This is a genomic window from Haladaptatus rarus, from assembly GCF_054177585.1.
This window is the reverse complement of record NZ_JBPEHG010000006.1, coordinates 108873-128256: the sequence shown is the minus strand read 5'-3', so window position 1 is coordinate 128256 and position 19384 is coordinate 108873. Positions and strand designations below refer to the sequence as shown.

17 protein-coding genes are annotated in these 19384 nt (G+C 59.3%); 11 read left to right on the top strand and 6 right to left on the bottom strand.

What is annotated here, in order from left to right; genetic code table 11:
* Positions 1 to 36: 36 nt before the first annotated feature.
* From ACR3FE_RS15055 to ACR3FE_RS15030, 6 genes are all read left to right on the top strand, one after another.
* On the top strand, positions 37 to 204 hold the full coding sequence (locus ACR3FE_RS15055) for a hypothetical protein (protein WP_458207991.1): 168 nt from the start codon (positions 37 to 39) through the stop codon (positions 202 to 204).
* A 3-nt stretch (positions 205 to 207) separates the two neighbouring features.
* Positions 208 to 1497: an MFS transporter gene (locus ACR3FE_RS15050; protein WP_458207990.1), complete on the top strand. Its 1290-nt coding sequence runs from the start codon at positions 208 to 210 to the stop codon at positions 1495 to 1497.
* A 239-nt stretch (positions 1498 to 1736) separates the two neighbouring features.
* The gene (locus ACR3FE_RS15045; RefSeq protein WP_458207989.1) at positions 1737 to 2078 is read left to right on the top strand and encodes a DUF8070 family membrane protein; all 342 of its coding nucleotides are present in this window, start codon (positions 1737 to 1739) and stop codon (positions 2076 to 2078) included.
* A gap of 923 nt (positions 2079 to 3001) precedes the next feature.
* Positions 3002 to 4297 (top strand): MFS transporter, encoded by a 1296-nt coding sequence (locus tag ACR3FE_RS15040; protein ID WP_458207988.1) that lies wholly within the window; start codon positions 3002 to 3004, stop codon positions 4295 to 4297.
* Between the two features lie 79 nt (positions 4298 to 4376).
* Positions 4377 to 5189 (top strand): hypothetical protein, encoded by an 813-nt coding sequence (locus tag ACR3FE_RS15035; RefSeq protein WP_458207986.1) that lies wholly within the window; start codon positions 4377 to 4379, stop codon positions 5187 to 5189.
* Positions 5190 to 5399: 210 nt separating this feature from the next.
* Complete coding sequence (locus tag ACR3FE_RS15030) at positions 5400 to 5534, top strand: DUF7503 family protein (RefSeq protein ID WP_458207985.1); 135 nt, start codon at positions 5400 to 5402, stop codon at positions 5532 to 5534.
* A 422-nt stretch (positions 5535 to 5956) separates the two neighbouring features.
* Here the strand turns inward: ACR3FE_RS15030 and ACR3FE_RS15025 are convergent, their stop codons facing one another.
* The 3 genes from ACR3FE_RS15025 to ACR3FE_RS15015 are packed head-to-tail and all read right to left on the bottom strand — an operon-like array spanning position 5957 to position 9629.
* The gene (locus tag ACR3FE_RS15025; protein WP_458207984.1) at positions 5957 to 6775 is read right to left on the bottom strand and encodes an ABC transporter permease; all 819 of its coding nucleotides are present in this window, start codon (positions 6773 to 6775) and stop codon (positions 5957 to 5959) included.
* Positions 6772 to 7707, bottom strand: a complete 936-nt coding sequence (locus tag ACR3FE_RS15020) for an ABC transporter ATP-binding protein (protein ID WP_458207982.1) — start codon at positions 7705 to 7707, stop codon at positions 6772 to 6774. Before ACR3FE_RS15020 ends, ACR3FE_RS15025 begins: the two co-directional genes overlap by 4 nt.
* Positions 7704 to 9629 carry a NosD domain-containing protein gene (locus ACR3FE_RS15015; protein WP_458207981.1) on the bottom strand — a complete coding sequence of 642 codons (1926 nt, stop codon included), beginning with the start codon at positions 9627 to 9629 and terminating at the stop codon, positions 7704 to 7706. The genes ACR3FE_RS15020 and ACR3FE_RS15015 overlap by 4 nt, the downstream gene beginning before the upstream one ends.
* Positions 9630 to 9755: 126 nt before the next feature.
* Between ACR3FE_RS15015 and ACR3FE_RS15010 the strand changes: the two genes are divergently transcribed.
* On the top strand, positions 9756 to 10385 hold the full coding sequence (locus ACR3FE_RS15010; protein ID WP_458207980.1) for a nitrous oxide reductase accessory protein NosL: 630 nt from the start codon (positions 9756 to 9758) through the stop codon (positions 10383 to 10385).
* Positions 10386 to 10488: 103 nt separating this feature from the next.
* Here ACR3FE_RS15010 and ACR3FE_RS15005 read toward each other — a convergent pair whose 3' ends face one another.
* The gene (locus tag ACR3FE_RS15005; protein WP_458207979.1) at positions 10489 to 10914 is read right to left on the bottom strand and encodes a hypothetical protein; all 426 of its coding nucleotides are present in this window, start codon (positions 10912 to 10914) and stop codon (positions 10489 to 10491) included.
* Between the two features lie 79 nt (positions 10915 to 10993).
* Between ACR3FE_RS15005 and ACR3FE_RS15000 the strand changes: the two genes are divergently transcribed.
* Positions 10994 to 11359, top strand: coding sequence for a winged helix-turn-helix transcriptional regulator (locus tag ACR3FE_RS15000; protein ID WP_458207977.1), 366 nt, complete (start codon positions 10994 to 10996; stop codon positions 11357 to 11359).
* Between the two features lie 36 nt (positions 11360 to 11395).
* On the opposite strand, the gene ACR3FE_RS14995 is transcribed toward ACR3FE_RS15000, so the two are convergent.
* Positions 11396 to 12631 carry a ZIP family metal transporter gene (locus tag ACR3FE_RS14995; protein WP_458207976.1) on the bottom strand — a complete coding sequence of 412 codons (1236 nt, stop codon included), beginning with the start codon at positions 12629 to 12631 and terminating at the stop codon, positions 11396 to 11398.
* A complete protein-coding gene (locus tag ACR3FE_RS14990; protein ID WP_458207975.1) occupies positions 12632 to 13900 on the bottom strand; it encodes a multicopper oxidase domain-containing protein in 1269 nt (422 codons plus the stop codon).
* 354 nt (positions 13901 to 14254) lie between these two features.
* On the opposite strand from ACR3FE_RS14990, the gene ACR3FE_RS14985 reads away from it, so the two are divergent.
* The 3 genes from ACR3FE_RS14985 to ACR3FE_RS14975 all read left to right on the top strand — a co-directional run bounded on the left by ACR3FE_RS14985 (position 14255) and on the right by ACR3FE_RS14975 (position 19342).
* A complete protein-coding gene (locus ACR3FE_RS14985; protein ID WP_458207973.1) occupies positions 14255 to 16999 on the top strand; it encodes a cation-translocating P-type ATPase in 2745 nt (914 codons plus the stop codon).
* A 70-nt stretch (positions 17000 to 17069) separates the two neighbouring features.
* Positions 17070 to 17540 (top strand): universal stress protein, encoded by a 471-nt coding sequence (locus ACR3FE_RS14980; protein WP_458207971.1) that lies wholly within the window; start codon positions 17070 to 17072, stop codon positions 17538 to 17540.
* A gap of 116 nt (positions 17541 to 17656) precedes the next feature.
* Positions 17657 to 19342 carry a glycoside hydrolase family 13 protein gene (locus ACR3FE_RS14975; protein ID WP_458207970.1) on the top strand — a complete coding sequence of 562 codons (1686 nt, stop codon included), beginning with the start codon at positions 17657 to 17659 and terminating at the stop codon, positions 19340 to 19342.
* Positions 19343 to 19384 lie beyond the last annotated feature (42 nt).

Below are 19384 nucleotides of genomic sequence, written 5' to 3'. Positions count from 1 at the left end.
CCTATATTCTAGTACTTCTCGTATCGATGAACACTGATGTCGGAGATCACTCCCGAGGAAAGCGGTGAACGACCACAGGCCGACGAAGACGACCTACTCGTACTTGATATTCGTCACAGAGAGGATTTCGACGAATGGTACATCCTGGACAGCACCAATATCGATGTCTACGGAGAACTGACCAACGACCCCAATGCGGAGTAATCCATGAGCAAGGAAACTGATCTCACACAGGGAATCCGCGAGCACCTCGGGCAGTTCTCGCTGCACGTCCTGTTAGTGTTCGCTACCGGGTTGACCATCGGATCCGAGCGCGCTGTCGTGCCCGTGCTGGGCCGCGACGTACTTGGCGTCGAATCGCTGTTCGTCATCAGCTCGTTCGTCGTCTCGTTCGGATTCGTCAAGTCGCTGCTCAACCTCTACGCCGGGAAGTGGGGTGAGGAATACGGTCGGAAGCCAGTGCTCATTCTTGGATGGGTAACCGCATTGCCTCTTCCCCTCATCCTTATCTTCGCGCCGAGCTGGGGCTGGATCACGGTCGGGAACGTCTTGCTGGGTATCAACCAGGCACTGACGTGGAGTATGGCGATCAACGCAAAGATTGACCTCGCAGGCCCTGACCAGCGCGGGCTCGCGGTCGGCATCGACGAAGCGTTCGGCTACACTGGTGTCGCTGTCGGCGCATGGATTACGGGCGTCATCGCTGGCCAGACGAATCTCAGGCCCGAACCATTCTACTTCCTTGCAGTGGTCGTCGTGCTGGCGTTCCTGATCGCGGTCTTCCTGATCGAGGAGACCGTCCAGTACGCCAAGGCTGAAGGCGATGACGACCACCACGACGCGAACCTGCCGTTCAATGAGGTGCTAAAGCGGGCGACCTACGGTGACAAGACGCTGTTCGCCGCTGCACAGGCTGGCCATATCGAGAACTTCGTCGATACATTGTTCTGGATTGCAGTGCCGCTCTATCTCACGAGCCAGGGGCTCGGTATCGCAGCAGTCGGTGTCGTTGTGGGAGTGCACAGCGCGATGTACTTCCTTCAGATCGCGACTGGCGGGCTTGCAGACCGCATCGGTCGCCGCCCGCCGGTGATCTGGGGAATGTTCCTCGCAGGAGTCGGCGTTCTCGGGATGGTATTCGTCGAAGGATATCTTCCGTGGGCTGTGCTGGCTGCTGTTTCTGGACTCGGTATGGCGCTTCTCTACCCAAATCTGATGACCGTGCCTGGCGATGCGGCACACCCGACGTGGCGGTCGGCAGGGATGGGTGTGTACCGGATGTGGCGTGATTCCGGCTACGGCGTCGGTGCAATCCTCATCGGACTCTCGATGGAGTTCGTGAACGCCGAAGCTGCCTTCTACATGACTGCACTCTTGATGTTCATCTCCGGAGCAGTCGTATACATCTGGATGGAAGAGACGCACCCTGATTTTGGCTCACACGAGCCACCCGCCCCTGCTCCGGAACCACCCACTCGGGCAGCGTCTGAAAACTAACTTCATAATGGACGCAAGGCGAGGACGTGAGCTGCGGTATAGCACTCCATGTTGGACCGTATCATCTCGACTGGACGAGGGCGATCGCTGACTCATTTCAGTGTTTATTTTCCGCAAACCACACATTTCATCTCACACTTGATGTAGTGAATATACCAAGGGGATGAGCGTGCGAGTGTACCACTCTGGCACAAAGGATATACTATTGGTGATACAACGGCTTGCTACGGTGATCACACATGAACCTTAAGCCTCTCTGGAAACCGTTTCTGCTCTATACATGTCTCCTCGGTCTTCTCACGGTTGGAACAACATATCTCGCCACACATGCGGGAATCTTCATGCTCATTTTAGCAGGGGGCGGACTTCTGCTCGTTGTTCTCGGCGGAGGAACCACGGGGCCGATGAATGCCAGCGGAGCCGAAAACGCGGAAGAGGCCTTAATGGGGGTTGAAGACACGGGTCTGTGGCCTCACACGTATACAGATACCTCACTCCGTCTCATCCTCCTGTTCTATGGATTCGGCGTATTTCTGTGGAGCCTCATCGTGTTGGTCACGTTGCGCGACACGCTCGTTTGAGCGGTACATCGTTCCTTTGTGTCTATCACTCCCGGTTCCCCGGTAGATGACGGATGGCCAGTGACCGAAATGCGCCTTCTATTCAGCACGGTAACTGAAACCTATCACCGCTTGGGGGTTTCAATAGAGCCGAATTGGTCGTGCGTGGCGCTAGAAAGAGCGGCTAAATATTGATCTCGGAAGTGATACAGAAGAGTTGTTGTGCCAATCAGTCTATCCGCCTGCCATCTACCCAGTGTTCGCTCGACACCGACCAACCACTCGACACCCCCTCGCGGGGTGAAGTACCCGACCTACCGTGACCCCCGTCAGTGCTGTCTAGGATTCGACAACCACAGGAGGCAAATCGACGAAGAAAAGGCACCAGACCGATGACGAGCGACCGCTCTACCGGGGCATGGTCCCGAGGCATCGTATTCATCGGCGGGAATTCCCTTCGACGGAGACCCATCAGTATACCACACGATAATCCTGAGATTCGACGTGTCCGAAAAGAACAGCATATTGATCCCCATAATCGATCGTCTCAGGCCGGTATTAGCTAGTGGTCTGCATTGTTGTGTCACGGTACCATCAGAACTATATACGGTGTCATCCACACTTTGCATGAAGCGTTCTATGACCTGCCGGTTTGCGTGTCGTCCGGTGTTCGATCCGCTCGCGCCCCCCGCTGCGAGACGGGCCCGATAGCCGCAGCACTCGGGTTCGTTTTGCTACGTCCTGTAGCCGCAATTCTCCGATCGAACACACACGCAAATGTCGATATCAGATGAGTCGCTGGCACATAGCCAGAACTCACCCGACCACGCATCGTCCTTCGAACAGCAGACCGACCACCCAATCCCTCTCGAACAGCGGCTGTATCGCTCGCGGTCGAAACGACCGCTCGAACCACGATCGACGACCACAGGGGGTGGTCGTCGATGACCACAGCCGACGCCGCCGGGGAAGAGCCATTGCTGTGGCGGAACCGCGATTTCCGGCGCTTCTTCACCGGGCAATTCGTGACGAACGCTGGGGACAGCCTCTACACCGTCGCCGTCCTGTGGCTCGTCTTCGAACTTAGCGGTTCGACCGTCCTCACCGGAATCGCGAACGCGCTGCTGTTGCTCCCGTGGCTCTTACAGATACTCGCCGGGCCGATCGTCGACCGCCTTCCTCTCAAGCCCGTCCTCGTAGGCTCACAAGTTCTGCAAGGTATCGTCGTCCTCGCGCTCCCACTCGCCGCAGCGATAGGACGGCTGAACGTCGGCGTCTTGCTCGCGGTAGTCCCACTGCTGACGCTGGCGACGCTGTTGATGGCACCGATGCAGACGACGCTCGTCCCCCGCATCGTGGCAGACACCCGACTGTCGCGGGCTAATTCCGCACTTGCGACCGTCACGCTCGGACTGGACATGGTGTTCGACGCGCTGGGCGGCGCGTTCATCGCCGTCTTTGGCGCAACGACGCTGTTCCTGTTCGACTCGGCCACATTCGCCGTCGCTGGCCTGCTGTTCGCCGGTATCGCCGTACCGACCTCCGACGCCACGGACAGAGAACCGGAGGGGTCTGCCGAGTCAGTGTTTGGCTCGTACATCAGCGATCTACGGGCAGGGATCGACGTACTCCGTGGGACCGTCTTCGTCGAACTGGTGTTCATGACGGCGGTGTCCAACTTGGCGATCGGTGTGACCCTCGCCATTCTCCCGGCGTTCGGTGACTCGCTCGGCGGCCCCGCCGTCTACGGCCTGTTGCTCGGTGCGCTCGGCATTGGCCGACTCGTCGGGTCGCTCGTCGCACCCTATCTCGAACGTGTTGCGTATGGATGGCTGGGAGTCGTCGGTTTTTCGCTGGCCGCGTGCTGCTGGCTCGCCGCAGTGTACTCGTCGTCGACGGCGTTCACTGTCATCTTGTTCGGGATCGCGTGGGTACCTGCAGGCATCAACGGTGTGCTCACGTCGACACTGAATCAGACGGTGTTTCCGGACGACCTCCTCGGTCGCGTCTCGTCGATCAAGGGGACTGCCTCGGGGGCCACACTGCCATTCGGCTCGCTGGTCGGCGGCATCGTCGCCGAGGTACTGGGAACGACGACGATGGGGCTTGCCGCGTTCGGCTTCGGATTCACGGGTCTGTACTTCCTCGTGCGTCCCCGGCTCCGACAACTTCCTGCGGTCGCTGACGCCGACCCGGCGGCGTTCGACGTAACGGTGACATCCGGCCACACCAGGGAGTAGCACGACTCAGCTCCACAAGGTCTTCTCTCGGTATCGGTCGTACGAAGGGTTTATTACTCAGATTTGAACTATCACGTGTATGAATCGTCGCTCATTTCTTGCGCTGTCTAGTGCTGCAGCTGCTGGCTCACTAGCAGGGTGTTCGGGCTCACAACTTCCAATCGTCGGACGAAACAGCGCGCAATCAGCAGCCGGTGCACCAGCGGCGTTGCCTGCTCGCCAGTCGACACCCTACAACACGATGTACCCAGATACACGTCTCGACTACACACACGATGCGAGCACACGCGCACTCACGATCTCGAATACGGGTGGCACAGCCATCACACCGGAAAATACCGGCTGGGTAGCACTCTACACCACGACCATCCCGCAAACGACCGATGAAGAAGGACGTGCACCAGATTTCGTGACGGCATGGAACGTTGCTGGCGGCGACGCCGATTTCCCGACGACCGCCGGGCAAGAAACGGTCGTCGAAGGGATAGACATCGATCAGCGCGTGATTCTGGAATGGTGTGAACCGGACGGAAAGCTCAGGAACTGGGAACGCTGGGATTTCTGGCGTGACTACTACCAAATCGGCTATTTCAGCATGGAGCTCGATACCAGTACTGACGAAGTCGTGTTCGGGCGTCCGGCCGACGAATTGACGCTGAAGGGGACCGGCGGGTATTCGGTTACAGTGACGGTCAATCGGGACTACAGCAGCGAATACGTTCTCGCCAGCCCTGATGGCGGTGCGTGGGGATTCCCGATCGAAAACGGGTCGTCAGTCAGGGTTCCAGTGGATGAACTATCTGGAACGGGTCGGGTAGAGCCGTGGTGGGTCGGCCCTAACGGGTACCGGGCGATTCAAGGCACGACGACAGGTGCCATCACCCTCGAATAGATACTTTTCGAAGTATAACTCGAATATATTCCTTTTCCGGTGATAGAGGCTCTTAATCGAGAGGATTGAGCGTTTTCCCTTTTTGATTTGACGCTCTCTTCTGTCCTTCCTGACCTTTTTCTGACCCACTATCAGACTTTCTACAAGGTTACATAGTCACTCACTATTTAGTTAATTACTTCAAATTCTGGAAAATACGGCCGAATGCATATGGCACGACAACAACTCACAGACTGGCTCGCAGAGAACCGCCGAATGATCGGCGTCCTGTTCACGATGACGGTTTTACTGATGCAAGCAGGAAATGTCGTCGCAAATGCTGCAGTGGCCAAAAATGGTCCGTAATTATTATTTCCCCAGTGACAGCTCATCGCTCCAGAGGAGTTTTCCTTCGAATTCAACTGGTGTGATCTCTAAGTCAAGATATTGACGTAATTCCTCACTAATCATTGATTGTGTGTAGATGGCGATGTGTCAGTGATGGCTTTGTACGATATCACACGGTACTCACGACGAACGTTCCTTGGAACGCTTGGGGCGACAATACTCGGATCCGGGCTCACGGCGGGGATAGAAAATGAAGGTCGCCTCTCCGGTCGAAAGCCGCAACCCGAACTCGTGACCCTCGATCATATCGACCGACTTCACGACACGGTGGAGACGCCCGAGTGTGAGACGCTTCACTATGGTCGAGGAGGTCACATCGAACCGTTTTCGCACCAGATACATCACAGGAGAAGACGATACAGTCTGCGACACCGTCCACTTCACCGCCGTCCCGACCAGACCGTCACTACCGCGACCGCGAGTGAGCCACCGAGCCAGAGTACCAGCCCGAGAAGGCTTGCGACGAGTGAGGCAGCCGGTGCGCCCGAATCGACGCCGCCGACAACGGTCTCTAGCACGAGGCCGCGGAAGGCGCTGTTCGGGCTTAGGCCGAGGAGTAGACTGAGCCCGCCCTCGGAGACAACGCCTCCGGCAAGCCCGGCGACGATTGCTGCATCGAAGCCGACTACGAACGCCACGCCGAGCGCCACGCCGAATGCGAGGGCCGCCCAGGTCGATTCCGTGGTCGTGGAAACGGCTATCGCCGCGGCCGTCATTACCAGCACGAACGCGGCCGTAAGGACGACGAACCGCAGATAGAGGACCGGCGAGTCCGACGCAGCGTGGGAGGCGATGACCGTAGTCCCGACTCCGCCGAACAGGGGCACGAGCACGGCGACTGCGAGCAGTGGCGTGACGACAGCGACCAGCAACGCCGCCGCCCGTCCGAGGTACGCCCCGACGACGAACGTCTCCCGCGAGACTGGATACGTCCGGATCACATCGAGTTCGCCGCGCTCCTCGTCGGCGAGCACCGTCCGGTAACCGAACGCCAGCGCGAGCGCAGGCACCAGCACCTCGACCGGCGTGAGCAGGTCGAGCACCAGCGGAACGTAGCCGACCGTGCCGGTGGTCCACGCCAGCGCCGCGACGACGAGGGCGAACGCGAACGCGAGCAGAAGGAACGCCCGTGTTCGGACGACTGTGGTCAACTCCCGGCCAGCGACCGCGAACAGCCGGTCTAGCGACTGGCGGTTCATCGTTCATCATCTCCCGTCCGGACGCTGACGGTCGGCGTACCCTGCTCGCCGTTTTGATGTGCGGTAGTCGCACTTGCCGCGCCACTCTCACAACCCGCACTGCCCTCTCCGCTTACACCGTCCTCGACGCTCGTACCGCCAGTGAGCGCGAGGAACGCCTCGCGGAAGGTGTCCGTATCAGCCCGGTTGACGAAGTCGGCGGGCGACCCCTCAGCGACCACATCACCGTGGTCGAGCAGAAGGACTGTGTCGGCTTCCTCGGCTCCGGTGAGGTTGTGAGTCGCCAGCAGAACCGCCATCCCAGCGTCGGCGAGGTCGCCTACGAGTTTGAAAATATACTCGGTCATCCGGGGGTCGAGATCACCCGTCGGTTCGTCGAGGACGACCAACGGCGGGTCACCCAGTATCGCCTGTCCGACACCGAGCAGGCGTGTCATCCCACCCGAAAGGGCGTCCACCCGTCGGTCGGTCGCCTGCGACAGGCCGACCCGCTCGAGGACCGCCGACACGTCCACCTCGCGGTTCAGCAGGTCGGCGTAGAATTGCAGAGTTTCCGACACGGTGAACGCCGGTCGGAAGGCGGGGTTCTGGGGCAGGTAGCCCACCCGTCGCCCGTCGTCGGACGAGTTGGCCAGCGTGACCCTGCCTTTGTCCGGTCGCATGAGACCCAGAATCCCCCGCAGGAGCGTCGTCTTCCCCGAGCCGTTCGGGCCGACCAGCGCCGTGACGGTTCCGGCTTCGACCGAAAACGACAGCTCCGAGAACACGTCCACCTCGCCAAACGAGTGGCCGAGGTTCTCGACGGTCAGAACCTCGGATCGAGTTTCTTCGAAATCTTTCTCTCGCTCTTCGGCCTCCCGTTCGCGTTCGGAGTCGGTTCGGTCGATCACTTCGTTCTCCTCGTCGATGTCGGATTTGGGTCGGTCGTTCATCGCTCACCTCCTGTTCCATTCGCAGTCACGTTCGCCACGACGGCTGGACGGACAGGCTCGGCCAGTGGTGCCTCGTCCACGATCCCCGTGGGTCTGAGACCGGGGACGGTTCCCTGAAGCGCACGAATCGCTGCCAGCGCGGGCGAGTCGGCCAGGGTTCGCGCGCCGGTCACGTCGTTCACCCGGCTATCGACCGGGCCGGTCGGCTGGTAGGCTCGCTCCAGTACGCCGTCGGCGTCGGCGTCAACGTCCGGTGCGTCATCCCAGTAGTTCCCGCGACCGTCGGCGGTCCAGACCCTGAGGGGCCCGAGGTACGCCGAGGCGGAGTGGTCATTTGCCACGAAGTCATTGGAGACGACCCGATTGGTCGGGATGAGTGACGACGCCCGGAACCCCACGTCGTTGTGGGCGACGACGTTGCGCTCGTAGATGGAGGTCTTCGATGGTGATTCGAGGCCGTAGTGATTGTTCACGACCACGTTCTCGGCGATGTAAGAGGCTCGACCGCCGACCTTGATTCCGGAGTAGCTGCCCCGGATGTCGTTGCCGACGAGGAGGTTTCCGGTGGGTCGAGTCATCACGACCACGCCGATACCGGTTCCCGTGACCGTGTTGTTCGCCACGAGCGCATTCGAGGTGTACATCTCGTGGACGCCGAATCGCATTCCGTCTTCGCCGACCATCCGATTGTCCCGGACGACGATTCCGTCCGCGAGATGGGTGTAGACGCCATCCCGCCCACCGATGAACGTCGAGTCCTCGACGACCAGCCGCGAGCGCATCACCATGACGCCCATGAAGCCGTCCTGCCACTCCTCGCTCCCGTTGACGGTCACGTCGTCGACCACCGTGTTCTGGCTCCATCGAACCACCACGCCGTTCGCTGGCGTCTCCACCGAGACGTTCCGAACCAGCGAACCGTTTGCCGAGTCGAGCGTGACGCCTGCGTCGCCGTAGCCATAACCGAGCTGAACTCGGTAGTCCCACTCTTCGCTCCGGTTCGTGGGGACGTTCTCCGGCGAGAAGGTGTCACCCACACCGGAGACACGGAGGTCTGCGACCGCCGCGTTCGGGGCGGTCACGGTTACGACGCTCCCGTTTCCGTCGCCCTGGAGGTGGGTCGAATTTCCGGCACCCCGGAGCGTTATCGGCTTGTCGATGGTCAGGTTCGCTTCGTAGGTTCCCGGCGGAACGAGAACTGTGGTGTTCGCAGGCGCAGCCTCGACTGCACCGGCTATCGTCTCGGCGTCTTTGCCGACCACAACCGAGACCGGGCGGTCGAGCAAGCGGTTAGCGTCGGTGACTCGCTCGTCGGCCCACGAGTGGTGCTGGCGAACCTTCCGTTGGAACGCCTCGCGGGTCGCGGTTCCCGTCCCGAACGTCATCGCTCGAACCGCGTCCCAGCGCCGAACCTCACCGCCGTATTCGTCGGCGAACTGCTCGGCGGCGGATCGTGAGGAGAAGGGGACGACTGCCTCGCCTGCCGGGGTTCGCGCTCGACTACCGACGACGAAGTAGGCTTCATCGGCTGCGACCCAGTCTACGTACGACGAGGTGGGATTCGCCAACCGGAGGAAACCATCGTTGCCGACCTCCAGTTGGGCGGCGTCGTAGTCGCTCACGTACACTGTGAGCGGAAGCCCGAATTGCCGTCCGTGGCCCTCACGACCGAGTTCGTCCACGAGTGAGGTGACGCCGTGATAGCCGACGACGTAGCGATACTGGGAGTAGAACACCTCTGCTCGCGGAATCACGATCCCCTGGGCGCGGGCCTCGACCGTCGTGGCGGCTGTCATCCCCATACTGATAGTATCGTCGAAGGGTACTGGGTCGGATCGGTCTGCGCCCACGTCCACTACGAATGCAGTGCTACTCAACAGCAGGAATGAAAATACGACGGCGAGGACGGGTTTCGGGTTCATTCGTAGCTATCGGGATGGGGTGCTTCTGGAACGGTAGGTGCGGCACACATTTACCTCTCCCCTCGATTTTTAGTTTCCGAGAATCAGACCAGGGACTACGATGAACCACGACCGAGAACAGGTATCATGTGTTCTCGGGAGCACGGCAGCGAACGCCACCACTGCGCATCTCACGCACACGAAAATAGAGCCGACGAGCGACGACGCAACGTCCTCCGGGTCGGCGCCCTCGGAATCGCGACGTCGCTCGCGGGGTGTATCGGTAACGTCCTCCAGGGGAACGGCGACGTTCCCGAACCAGTCGCAGTCGGTGGTGGGCTCGACTGCGACGCTTGCGGGATGATGATCAAGAAGCATCCCGGTCCTAACGGTCAGATATTCTACGAGAGCAACAGCCCCAAAGGCCACGACAACCCTGCGCGCTTCGATTCGCTGAAGCAGTGTTTCTTCCCCTTCAAGTTCGAGCACGAACAGCAGGGATGGAATCTCGTCGCTGGCTACGTCACCGACTACTCCTCGGTCGACTACGACGTTTCGACGCAAGGCGGGACGACGACCATCTCCTCACACACCGAACCAGAATCGTTCGCTCGCGCCAAGGAACTCCAGTACGTCGTCGACAGCAAGGTCGAGGGTGCGATGGGGCCGGACTTCATCCCATTCTCGAAACAGAGCGACGCCAAGTCGTTCGCCGACGAGCACGGCGGCGAGGTCATCGCGTTCGGTGACATCGACGAAGGCGTCGTCGGGAAGTGAGCAGTATCGACGATGACGTACCGTGACGCGCTACCGCCCGCTGACCTCGTTCTCCCTCCGATCGTAGCTCGTCGATGACCCCGATTCGGATGCTGGATTTGATTCAGTCGAATGTCGGTACCCCATCGAACTCCTGAAGGGTCTCACGGAGGCCTTCAGCGAAAAATGCAGCGCCCTCCGCCCGTGAAGAGCGAGCATTCCACCTGATGGGCCCGTCTCCGGGTGGGAGTTCCACGTCGAACGTGGCCCACGCACAGCACTGGGATTCCTTCCAGGCCACCTCAGCGACCGCTGCATACGCTTCCGGATTTCGGTCGAACACTATCGATAACCCATCGTCGTGTTTCTCGATGGCGTTCAGATGAGGCAAGAGATTCTCTTCGACCCACTCCTTTCGCTGCTCCATCTGCGCTGACGTGAGGGTACAGGCGATCTCCGGAAAGTCGCCGTCGGCCGGGTCGTTGCTCCGCGTATTTTCGCCTCGTTCGTTGGGCTGTTCGTCGAGCGTTTCGTCGAGGTGTTTTGTCATACGACGCCTTTACTTTGAATACCAAAGCTATTAAGCTGTCAAGTCCGAAGTACTGGAGTAGGTGCGGTGAACGAAAGCTATGGCAAACGATATAGAAACCCCGGATGAGACGGGCGATTCGAAGGATGACTCCCCTACGTGCTACTGCCCCCTCGGGGGCGTGATGGATCTTCTCAGTCGCCGGTATGCGATGCAGTTGATCTGTGTCGTCGGTGCTATCGGACCAGCAAGGTACGGGGAGGTCGAGAAGACGTTCGGTGACGTGAGTAGTTCGACGTTGTCGACGCGTCTCGACGAACTCGTCGAAGCAGGCTACCTGTCGCGGGAACAGTATGCGGAGATACCGCCTCGCGTAGAGTACGACCTCACGTCTACTGGTGAACAACTGTGTCCCCATCTGGAACCCCTCCTCGAATGGGCCGAAGAACACGAAAATCGACCGTAGTATCCGTATCCTAGCGATAAAACCCGGTCTGGAAGGCTAGATCACGACGAAGAGGTCGGTGACGTACATCACGACCAGCCCGACCAGGAACGTGACGAGGTTCAACGCCGACGATACCCGTCCGTTGCGGCTGATCATCCCTCGCAACTCCCAGATGACCTGGATGATCGCACCAACACCGATAGCGAGGAAGAACGCGCCGAGTGTTGGCGAGAAGGCGAGGCTTCCGAGCCACCCACCGAGGATGACTGGTGCGCCCGCGAGCAGTCCAAGACCGAGGAAATGCATGATGCTCGGTCGCTCGCCGCGTGCGACTGGTGCGACGACAGCCGGGCCTTCGGTCACGTTGTGGAGCATGAACCCGATGACGAGGAACGCCCCGAGCGATACCCGACCGAGCGCGAACGAACTACCGATAGCCAACCCCTCGGCGAGGTTGTGCAGGCCGATACCGAGTGCGACGAGATACGCGACCCATAGACCGCTCTGTGCGCGAGCGTCACCGGCCTCCGCTCGACCTTTTCGCCACGCGCTGACGGACTGAACTGCAAGAATCGACCCGATGATACCGAGTGCAACGAGTGCAGTGCCTTCGTACGCGCCCGGCACCTGCTCGCTGAATTCGAACGCCTCGAATCCCGCATCGATGGCGAGGAAGGCGAGGATACCTGCCGAGAACGCGAGTATCGCGTGGAGCCATCGGTTGCTCATCGACTGCATGAACGGGAACCACAGCATCCCGAGTGCGACGGGAATGACGCCGACGAATACGCCGATTACGGCCATCGTCACCAGCAGCTCACCCGTCAGACCGGGGGATTCGTTCGGTGCGACGATCGTATGGTGAACCGTGCTGCCATCCGAGAGCAGCAGCGCGACTTCGAGATCCCATCCTGGATTCCAGTGGTAGGGGATGACGACCCGTGCGCTCTCGCGGGGCACGAGGCTGTTGTCGCCGCCCGCCCCCTCGACGTCGAAGTTCCAGTAAGCCTCGTCGACGAGAATCTGTGAGATGGTGACGTCGTTCGGACCGTTGTTCGTGACGTGGACGACGACCGTCTCGTCGTTCGGCAAGGTCGTGTGCGTCACCGTTACGTCGGGAAGTGGTTCACCCCCCGCGTCGAGTGACGCGAACGGTGTCGCCGCGAAGAAGCCCCCTGCGATGAGACCCAGCAGGAGGATGGGGAGGAGGGCAGCGACCCACCTGGGAAGACCGAATGGGCGCTTGGATCGGTTCACGGTCGTACCGCCGTCGGTGTTCGGGTTGCTCATTCAAACCACCTCGAAGAAGCTCATCCAGCCAAGTTCTGCGAATTCGGACTGATGCGCGTGGAACATGTACAGTCCGGGGTCGTGGGTCGAGTAATCCAGTTCGATGATTCCGCGCTGTGCCTGACACTGCATGACCGTATCGACCGTCCTTAGCGTCGGTGTGAGCATCGTACCATGGTCGTAGTAGTCGAAGAACTGCGAGTGGGTGTGGAACGAGTTGATCGGGTCGAACTCGATGACGTTGACGAGAAACACTCGATGGCGCTTCGTCTTGTCCAACTGGATCGGGTGTTTCGTCTCGCCAGCTTTCCAGTTCCCGTTGCCGTCAGTCTGCCCAACTCCGTACGCGAACGCACGCGTGTTGACGGCGTACACCTCGTTGTCGCCGTCGAAATTGGTGTCGAAGCCGTTCATCACCATCACCATCTCGTTGACAGCGTCGTTCTCGGGATACTCGTGGTTCCGGCTCTTTGCCTCTGCGACGAGCTCCGCACGAAGTTCGTCGGTGATCTGTGACCGGTGGAACTCGCAGTACTCCTGTGGTTTCTTTGCGACGCGCTCAGGGTCGGGGTCGATGATGACCGCACCGTACAGTCCCCGATGGATGTGTTCTTTCAGCGGGAGTGAATGGCAGTGATAGAAGTGACAGCCTGCCGGTTGGGCTATCCATTCGTACGTGAACGATTCGCCCGTGTCGAGGACACCCGGCCCGTTCGTCGGGATGCCATCCATCCGCGGGTCGAGATTTCGCAGGTGCGGGTGGATGGTGTGGGCGTGCCGTCCGAAGTTCTCGAACTGTATGCGGATGAGATCTCCCTCGACGGCTCGAATCGTCGGTCCAGGAACCTGCCCGTTGTACGACCACGCCGAGAACTCGATTCCGGGAGCGATGGTGACCGTCGAATCGACCGCCGTGAACGTGAACTCACGAACCGTTCGTCCGTTCTCCTCGTACGTTTGCTGTGGGACGTTCTCCTGCTCGCCGCGCCCAGTATTGAACTGGGACAGGTACTCGTGTGGGTCGAAATCCAGATCACGGTACTCGCCGACAGCCCCGAAGTTTCCGTGAGAATCGCCGCCGTGGCCGCCTGTTTCGTGGGATTCGCCGTCGCTACGACTCATCCCCGCTAGCGCCGCACTGCCAGCCAGACCGATTCCGCCGAGAACCGACCGACGTGTGGTCGTGATGTCCGATTCGAGTGACGCGACTAATCTATGCTCCAGTTCTTCCGAGAGCGCCGTTGCTCGTGAATAATCTATCGATGGCATTCGACACACCCCGCTGAATCGCCGTCGCGGGTGGATGTTCGACCCCTGTTGCAGTCGTAACTGTGGATGACGCAACTCGCACGACGCCATCCTGACTTTCGAAGATCGTCTTCGGAGGTTCTACGACTTCTGGGGTCTCCATGAGTGGAGTTTAGGCTTATCTAATTAAAAGCTTTGTTACTATCTATTCTATTATTTGGTTAGTCAAACCAACTCTGTTTAGCATGCTTTGACTTACCGAGGCCCCTCCTGGTCGCTCCGCCAGATGACCGTCCGCTTTCCGAGTCGTAAAACTGAGTATGGCGCTTATCCTACGAACGACCTACGGTCGGAGGCCGTACCTACCACCTACCGATGATCTCTGTCGATTCCCAGAAAGAGCAGTCTACCGAATGGTATTCCGAACCGATCGAAGCCGTCTTCGAGCGGTTGGATTCGAACGAGCGCGGTTTGACCACCGACGAAGCGACCGACCGGCGAGACGAGTACGGCCCCAACGAGATCCGACAAGAAGAAGAGATCTCGCCGTACGAGATCCTCCTCGCACAGTTTCAAGATTTCCTGATCTATCTGCTAATCTTCGCGGCGCTTCTTTCGCTCGGCGTCGGACTGCTTCCGGGAACCGAACCTAGATACGAGGAAGCGACCCTGATCCTGTTGATATTGCTGGCCAACGGTATCTTCGGATTCGTCCAGGACTATCGCGCCGAGATGTCGATTCAATCCCTCCGGGAACTCTCCACGCCGGACGCGACCGTGCTCCGAGATGGAGAGAAGATGATCGTCGACGCCGCGGATGTCGTACCGGGCGATGTCGTGGTCATTGAGCAGGGCGACGTCGTCCCTGCTGATGCTCGACTCGTGGAAGCGACGTCCATGGAAACCGACGAGGCGGCACTCACTGGCGAAAGTGCCACCGTCACGAAGGAGACGGGAACCGTCGATTCGGAGACGCCCCTGGCCGAGCGAGACAATATGATATTCATGAACACGACGGCGATCAAAGGCCGAGGGCGGGCCGTCGTCGTGGAGACCGGGATGGAGACCGAAGTAGGGGATATCGCAACCGAGATTCAGGCGGCAGAAACGCGGGAAACTCCCTTTCAGAAGGAGATCGACGCTCTCGGGAAACGGATCGGCGTCGGCGTCGTTGGATTGATCTTCGTCATCGCAGCAACCCAGTTCGTCTTCACCGCAGCGGGATGGCTCTCGATCCTGTTGACCGGTATCACGTTGGCTGTTGCAGCGGTACCCGAGGGGCTCCCGGCAGTCGTGACGCTGACGCTTGCGCTGGGGTCACGCAATATCCTCGACCGGAATGCGCTCGTTCGTCGGCTTCCAGTGGTCGAGAGTCTCGGATCGGTCGACGTCATCGTGAGCGACAAGACGGGGACGCTCACCGAGAGTCAGATGACCGTCAAGCAGGTGTATTTCGCCGGAGCCTCCTACGAGGTAACTGGTACGGGTCTTTCGACGGACGGCAAATTCGAACACGAGGGCGAAACCATTGACTCCGAGAAGCTCGAACCGCTTCTCACTTGTGGAGCGTACTGCAACGACGCCGAACGGGCACCGGAATCCGCGGACGAGGAGTACTACGGTGACCCAACCGAAGTTGCCCTTCTCGTCTCGGCAGCGAAACAAAAAATCGATCCCGACCACGACCGTCTCCGCGAGATACCGTTCACGTCTGAGCGCAAGCGGATGACGGTCATCGCCCGCGAAACGTCATCGGTGCTGTCGGAAGCTGCTGCCGCTGAGGCGGAGACAGAAAGTACTGCGTACATGAAAGGAGCACCGGAAGTGGTGCTCGACCGGTGTGACCGTATCCTGGAGGATGGTGCGATTCGAGAACTCACGGAGTCGAAGCGTGAGGAGGTTCTCGAACGGAATCGGCAGTTCGCCTCGGACGCACTTCGAGTGCTCGGTTTCGCCGCCCGGCCAGTTGCAGACCCAGAAGCCGACCCCGAGGAGATCGAACAGAACATGATATTTCTCGGTCTTCAGGGGATGATCGACCCTCCGCGTGACGAGGTTCTGGAGGCGATCGAAGACTGCCGAGACGCTGGAATCCAGGTCATCATGGCGACCGGAGACAACATCGAGACGGCCAAAGCTATCGGCGAGGACATCGGCTTCGATGCGGAAAGGGCGCTCGAAGGAGCAGACATCGAAACACTCTCAGATGGCGAACTACGCGACGTCGTGAAGGACATCGAGATCTTCGCTCGCGTTTCACCCCAGCATAAGGTTCGAATCCTGAAGGCACTGCAAGAGAACGGGCACAACGTCGCGATGACTGGTGATGGGGTCAACGATGCCCCTGCACTCCGGAACGCCGACGTCGGAATCTCGATGGGAATCCGCGGCACCGACGTCGCCCAGCAGGCCTCGGATATGGTACTACTCGACGACAATTTCGTCACCATCCGCGACGCGATCGCAGAGGGACGTGCGATCTTCGACAACATCCGAAAGTTCGTGAACTTGCTGTTGTCCGCGAACGCGGGCGAAGTGCTCACCGTCTTTCTCGGCGTCTTCGTCGGGAGTTTCTTCTTCCCGCAACTGTTCGCGTCCAGATCTGAAGCCCTCATCTTAACCCCCGTGATGCTACTGTGGGTCAACGTCGTGACCGATGGTCTTCCGGCGCTCGCACTCGGAACCGACCCGAAGGCTCCGAACATCCTCGACCGACCGCCACGCTCTAACGATGAAGCAGTCATCGACCGACCGATGATCGGTTCCATCCTCACTATCGGACTAACGATGACGGTCATCGGACTGGTCATCTTCTTCTATGGACTGCAAGCCATCCAGGATATCATCACGGCACAGACCCTCCTATTCACGTTCATCGTCACGGTGGAGATGTTGGTGATCCAGGTCATTCGATCGCGGTTCGACCAACCCTTACTCTCGAATCGCTGGTTGGTCGCCGCCGTCGCGGTGTCGTTCGGTCTCCAACTGGTCGTGCTCTACACGCCACTGAACTCCCTCTTTGACGTCAGCTCCCTTTCGATGACTGGCTGGGGATGGATCGGACTCGGTTCGATCGTGTTCCTCATCGTCACGGTGTTCGCTGAGCGCAATTTAGAATGAACCTCGTTTGGACTGGATTGTAGAGCCCATTCTCGCTATCGCTTATCGAGGTAGACGTCGTACCACACGTATGGGCAAACGAGTCCTCGTTCCGATCGATGGCTCCCCACTGTCGTTGAAGGCGCTGGAGGTCGCACTCTCGGATTATCCGGATGCCGAGGTCACGGTGTTGTACGTCATGGATCCGGTCGGATCCGGATTCAACATCGTCGAGGTGATGCGCCCGAGATTCCAGGACGGTGCCCCACCAGGATCTGTCTCGATAGAATACTGGAAGGAGTGGTACGAATCCGCTCGAGAACAGGCCTCAGAACTGTTCGACGTGGCGCGAGAAGTCGCCGATGAATCCAGGAGCACACTGAAGACCGAGATCGAATTCGGCGAACCCAGACACGTCATCGTCGAATACGCCGAGGAACAGCAGATTGACCGTATCGTTCTCGGGAGTCATGGACGGTCAGGGGCCAGTCGTCTCGTACTCGGAAGTGTTGCTGAAACAGTTACTCGAAGAGCACCAGTACCAGTCTTGGTCGTCAAGTGACCGCTCACTACTCGATACGTCGAAACATCCGGCTGGTCGACGCCATCGATCGATACTACAAGCGAGCAAGCGCCATCGTACTAATCAAGAAGTAGCACCATGTCGTATACTGCCCCATGGGAGATGAGAGGGCGTGGTGGAAGGAAGATGTCGTTTACCAGATATATCCGCGAAGCTTCTACAATTCGGACACCGATGGCATCGGCGATTTGCCCGGCATCTGTGAGAAGGTCGATTACCTCGACGATCTCGGTGTCGACGTAGTCTGGCTGAATCCCGTGTACGATTCACCACTCGTCGATGGCGGCTATGACGTTCGTGATTATCGTTCGATCCACGACGATTACGGGACGATGGAGGACTGGGAGACGCTGCGCGACGAACTCCACGAACGGGACATCCGCCTGATCATGGACATGGTCACCAACCACACGTCCGATGAACACGAGTGGTTTCACAAGTCACGGCGAGAGGAAGGAAAGTATCGAGAGTACTACTGGTGGGTCGACGGAGACCCTGACAGGCCGCCGAACAACTGGGAATCTTTCTTCGGCGGGCCAGCGTGGAGTTACGACGACCGGCGTGGTGCGTGGTATCTCCATCTGTTCGACCAGAAGCAGCCCGACCTCGACTGGCGAAATCCAGCCGTCAGGGAAGACCTCTTCGAGATGATACGCTGGTGGCTCAAAAAGGATTGTGACGGATTCAGGTTCGACGTCATCAACCTCATCTCCAAACCGTCGGCTCTCCCGGACGGCGACCCCGAGTCGAACCAGAGAGGGCGTGAACACTTCATCAACGGCCCACGAGTGCACGAGTACATCCAGGAGATGTACGAGCAGGTGCTCAGCAACTACGACATCGTGACCGTCGGAGAGACGTCCAACATCACCATCGAGGAGGCACGACGGTTCTACGAGGACGGACTCGATATGGTGTTCACGTTTCAGCATCTTCACATCGACAAGGGTGACCAGGGGCCGTGGGATTTCGACGAGTGGGATCTCGACGAACTCCGTGACGCGACGACGACGTGGCAGTGTGACCTGGGCGAACAGGCGTGGAACAGCATCTTCCTCAGCAATCACGACCAACCACGGATGGTCTCTCGATTCGGCGACGACGGCACGTATCGAATCGAATCGGCAAAGATGCTTGCAACCTACCTGTTCACCCTTCGAGGAACGCCGTTCGTCTACCAGGGCGACGAAATCGGGATGACGAATCCGACATTCCACACCCTGGACGAGTACCGGGACGAGGCGACCATCCAGCGAGTCATGCTCGCGTTACAGACTGGCGATATCTCGACCTTCGACAAGATTCGGGATGCGGTCGACTTCTGGAGCAGAGACAACGCTCGCACGCCGATGCAGTGGTCTGCCGACGAGAACGCGGGATTCACGGATGGTGAGCCGTGGCTCAAGATCAACGAGAACTATCCAGAGGTCAACGTCGAACGAGAACGACGTGACGAAGACTCGGTTCTGCACTACTACCGCCGCCTCGTCGAACTCCGCCATTCCCACCCGGTTCTGGTGTACGGCCGCTACGTACAGCTCCTCGACGACCACCCGGAGATCTATGCGTATCTTCGGACGCCGACCGATGCATCGACTCGACTACTGGTCGTCTTGAACTTCTTCGAACGAGAACCGACGTTTCGACTTCCCGATGACGTAACATACGACCGAAGCGAGCGACTCATCGGCAACTACAGCGACTCCGCCACCGATTCGATCGACGATATCGACGGGATCGAACTCCGACCATACGAAGCACTGGTGTATCGATTAGAGTGAGGATGTGCGTGCCACCACGACTTCTAATATCGTCGCTCCCGT

Coding starts and splice junctions, on each gene's coding strand:
- ACR3FE_RS15030 (WP_458207985.1), top strand. CDS start 5,400: ATGGCACGACAACAACTCACAGACTGGCTCGCAGAGAACCGCCGAATG.
- ACR3FE_RS14985 (WP_458207973.1), top strand. CDS start 14,255: ATGATCTCTGTCGATTCCCAGAAAGAGCAGTCTACCGAATGGTATTCC.
- ACR3FE_RS14980 (WP_458207971.1), top strand. CDS start 17,070: ATGGGCAAACGAGTCCTCGTTCCGATCGATGGCTCCCCACTGTCGTTG.
- ACR3FE_RS15025 (WP_458207984.1), bottom strand. CDS start 6,775: ATGAACCGCCAGTCGCTAGACCGGCTGTTCGCGGTCGCTGGCCGGGAG.
- ACR3FE_RS15010 (WP_458207980.1), top strand. CDS start 9,756: ATGTGTTCTCGGGAGCACGGCAGCGAACGCCACCACTGCGCATCTCAC.
- ACR3FE_RS15050 (WP_458207990.1), top strand. CDS start 208: ATGAGCAAGGAAACTGATCTCACACAGGGAATCCGCGAGCACCTCGGG.
- ACR3FE_RS15005 (WP_458207979.1), bottom strand. CDS start 10,914: ATGACAAAACACCTCGACGAAACGCTCGACGAACAGCCCAACGAACGA.
- ACR3FE_RS14990 (WP_458207975.1), bottom strand. CDS start 13,900: ATGCCATCGATAGATTATTCACGAGCAACGGCGCTCTCGGAAGAACTG.
- ACR3FE_RS15015 (WP_458207981.1), bottom strand. CDS start 9,629: ATGAACCCGAAACCCGTCCTCGCCGTCGTATTTTCATTCCTGCTGTTG.
- ACR3FE_RS14995 (WP_458207976.1), bottom strand. CDS start 12,631: ATGAGCAACCCGAACACCGACGGCGGTACGACCGTGAACCGATCCAAG.
- ACR3FE_RS15045 (WP_458207989.1), top strand. CDS start 1,737: ATGAACCTTAAGCCTCTCTGGAAACCGTTTCTGCTCTATACATGTCTC.
- ACR3FE_RS15055 (WP_458207991.1), top strand. CDS start 37: ATGTCGGAGATCACTCCCGAGGAAAGCGGTGAACGACCACAGGCCGAC.
- ACR3FE_RS15040 (WP_458207988.1), top strand. CDS start 3,002: ATGACCACAGCCGACGCCGCCGGGGAAGAGCCATTGCTGTGGCGGAAC.
- ACR3FE_RS15000 (WP_458207977.1), top strand. CDS start 10,994: ATGGCAAACGATATAGAAACCCCGGATGAGACGGGCGATTCGAAGGAT.
- ACR3FE_RS14975 (WP_458207970.1), top strand. CDS start 17,657: ATGGGAGATGAGAGGGCGTGGTGGAAGGAAGATGTCGTTTACCAGATA.
- ACR3FE_RS15035 (WP_458207986.1), top strand. CDS start 4,377: ATGAATCGTCGCTCATTTCTTGCGCTGTCTAGTGCTGCAGCTGCTGGC.
- ACR3FE_RS15020 (WP_458207982.1), bottom strand. CDS start 7,707: ATGAACGACCGACCCAAATCCGACATCGACGAGGAGAACGAAGTGATC.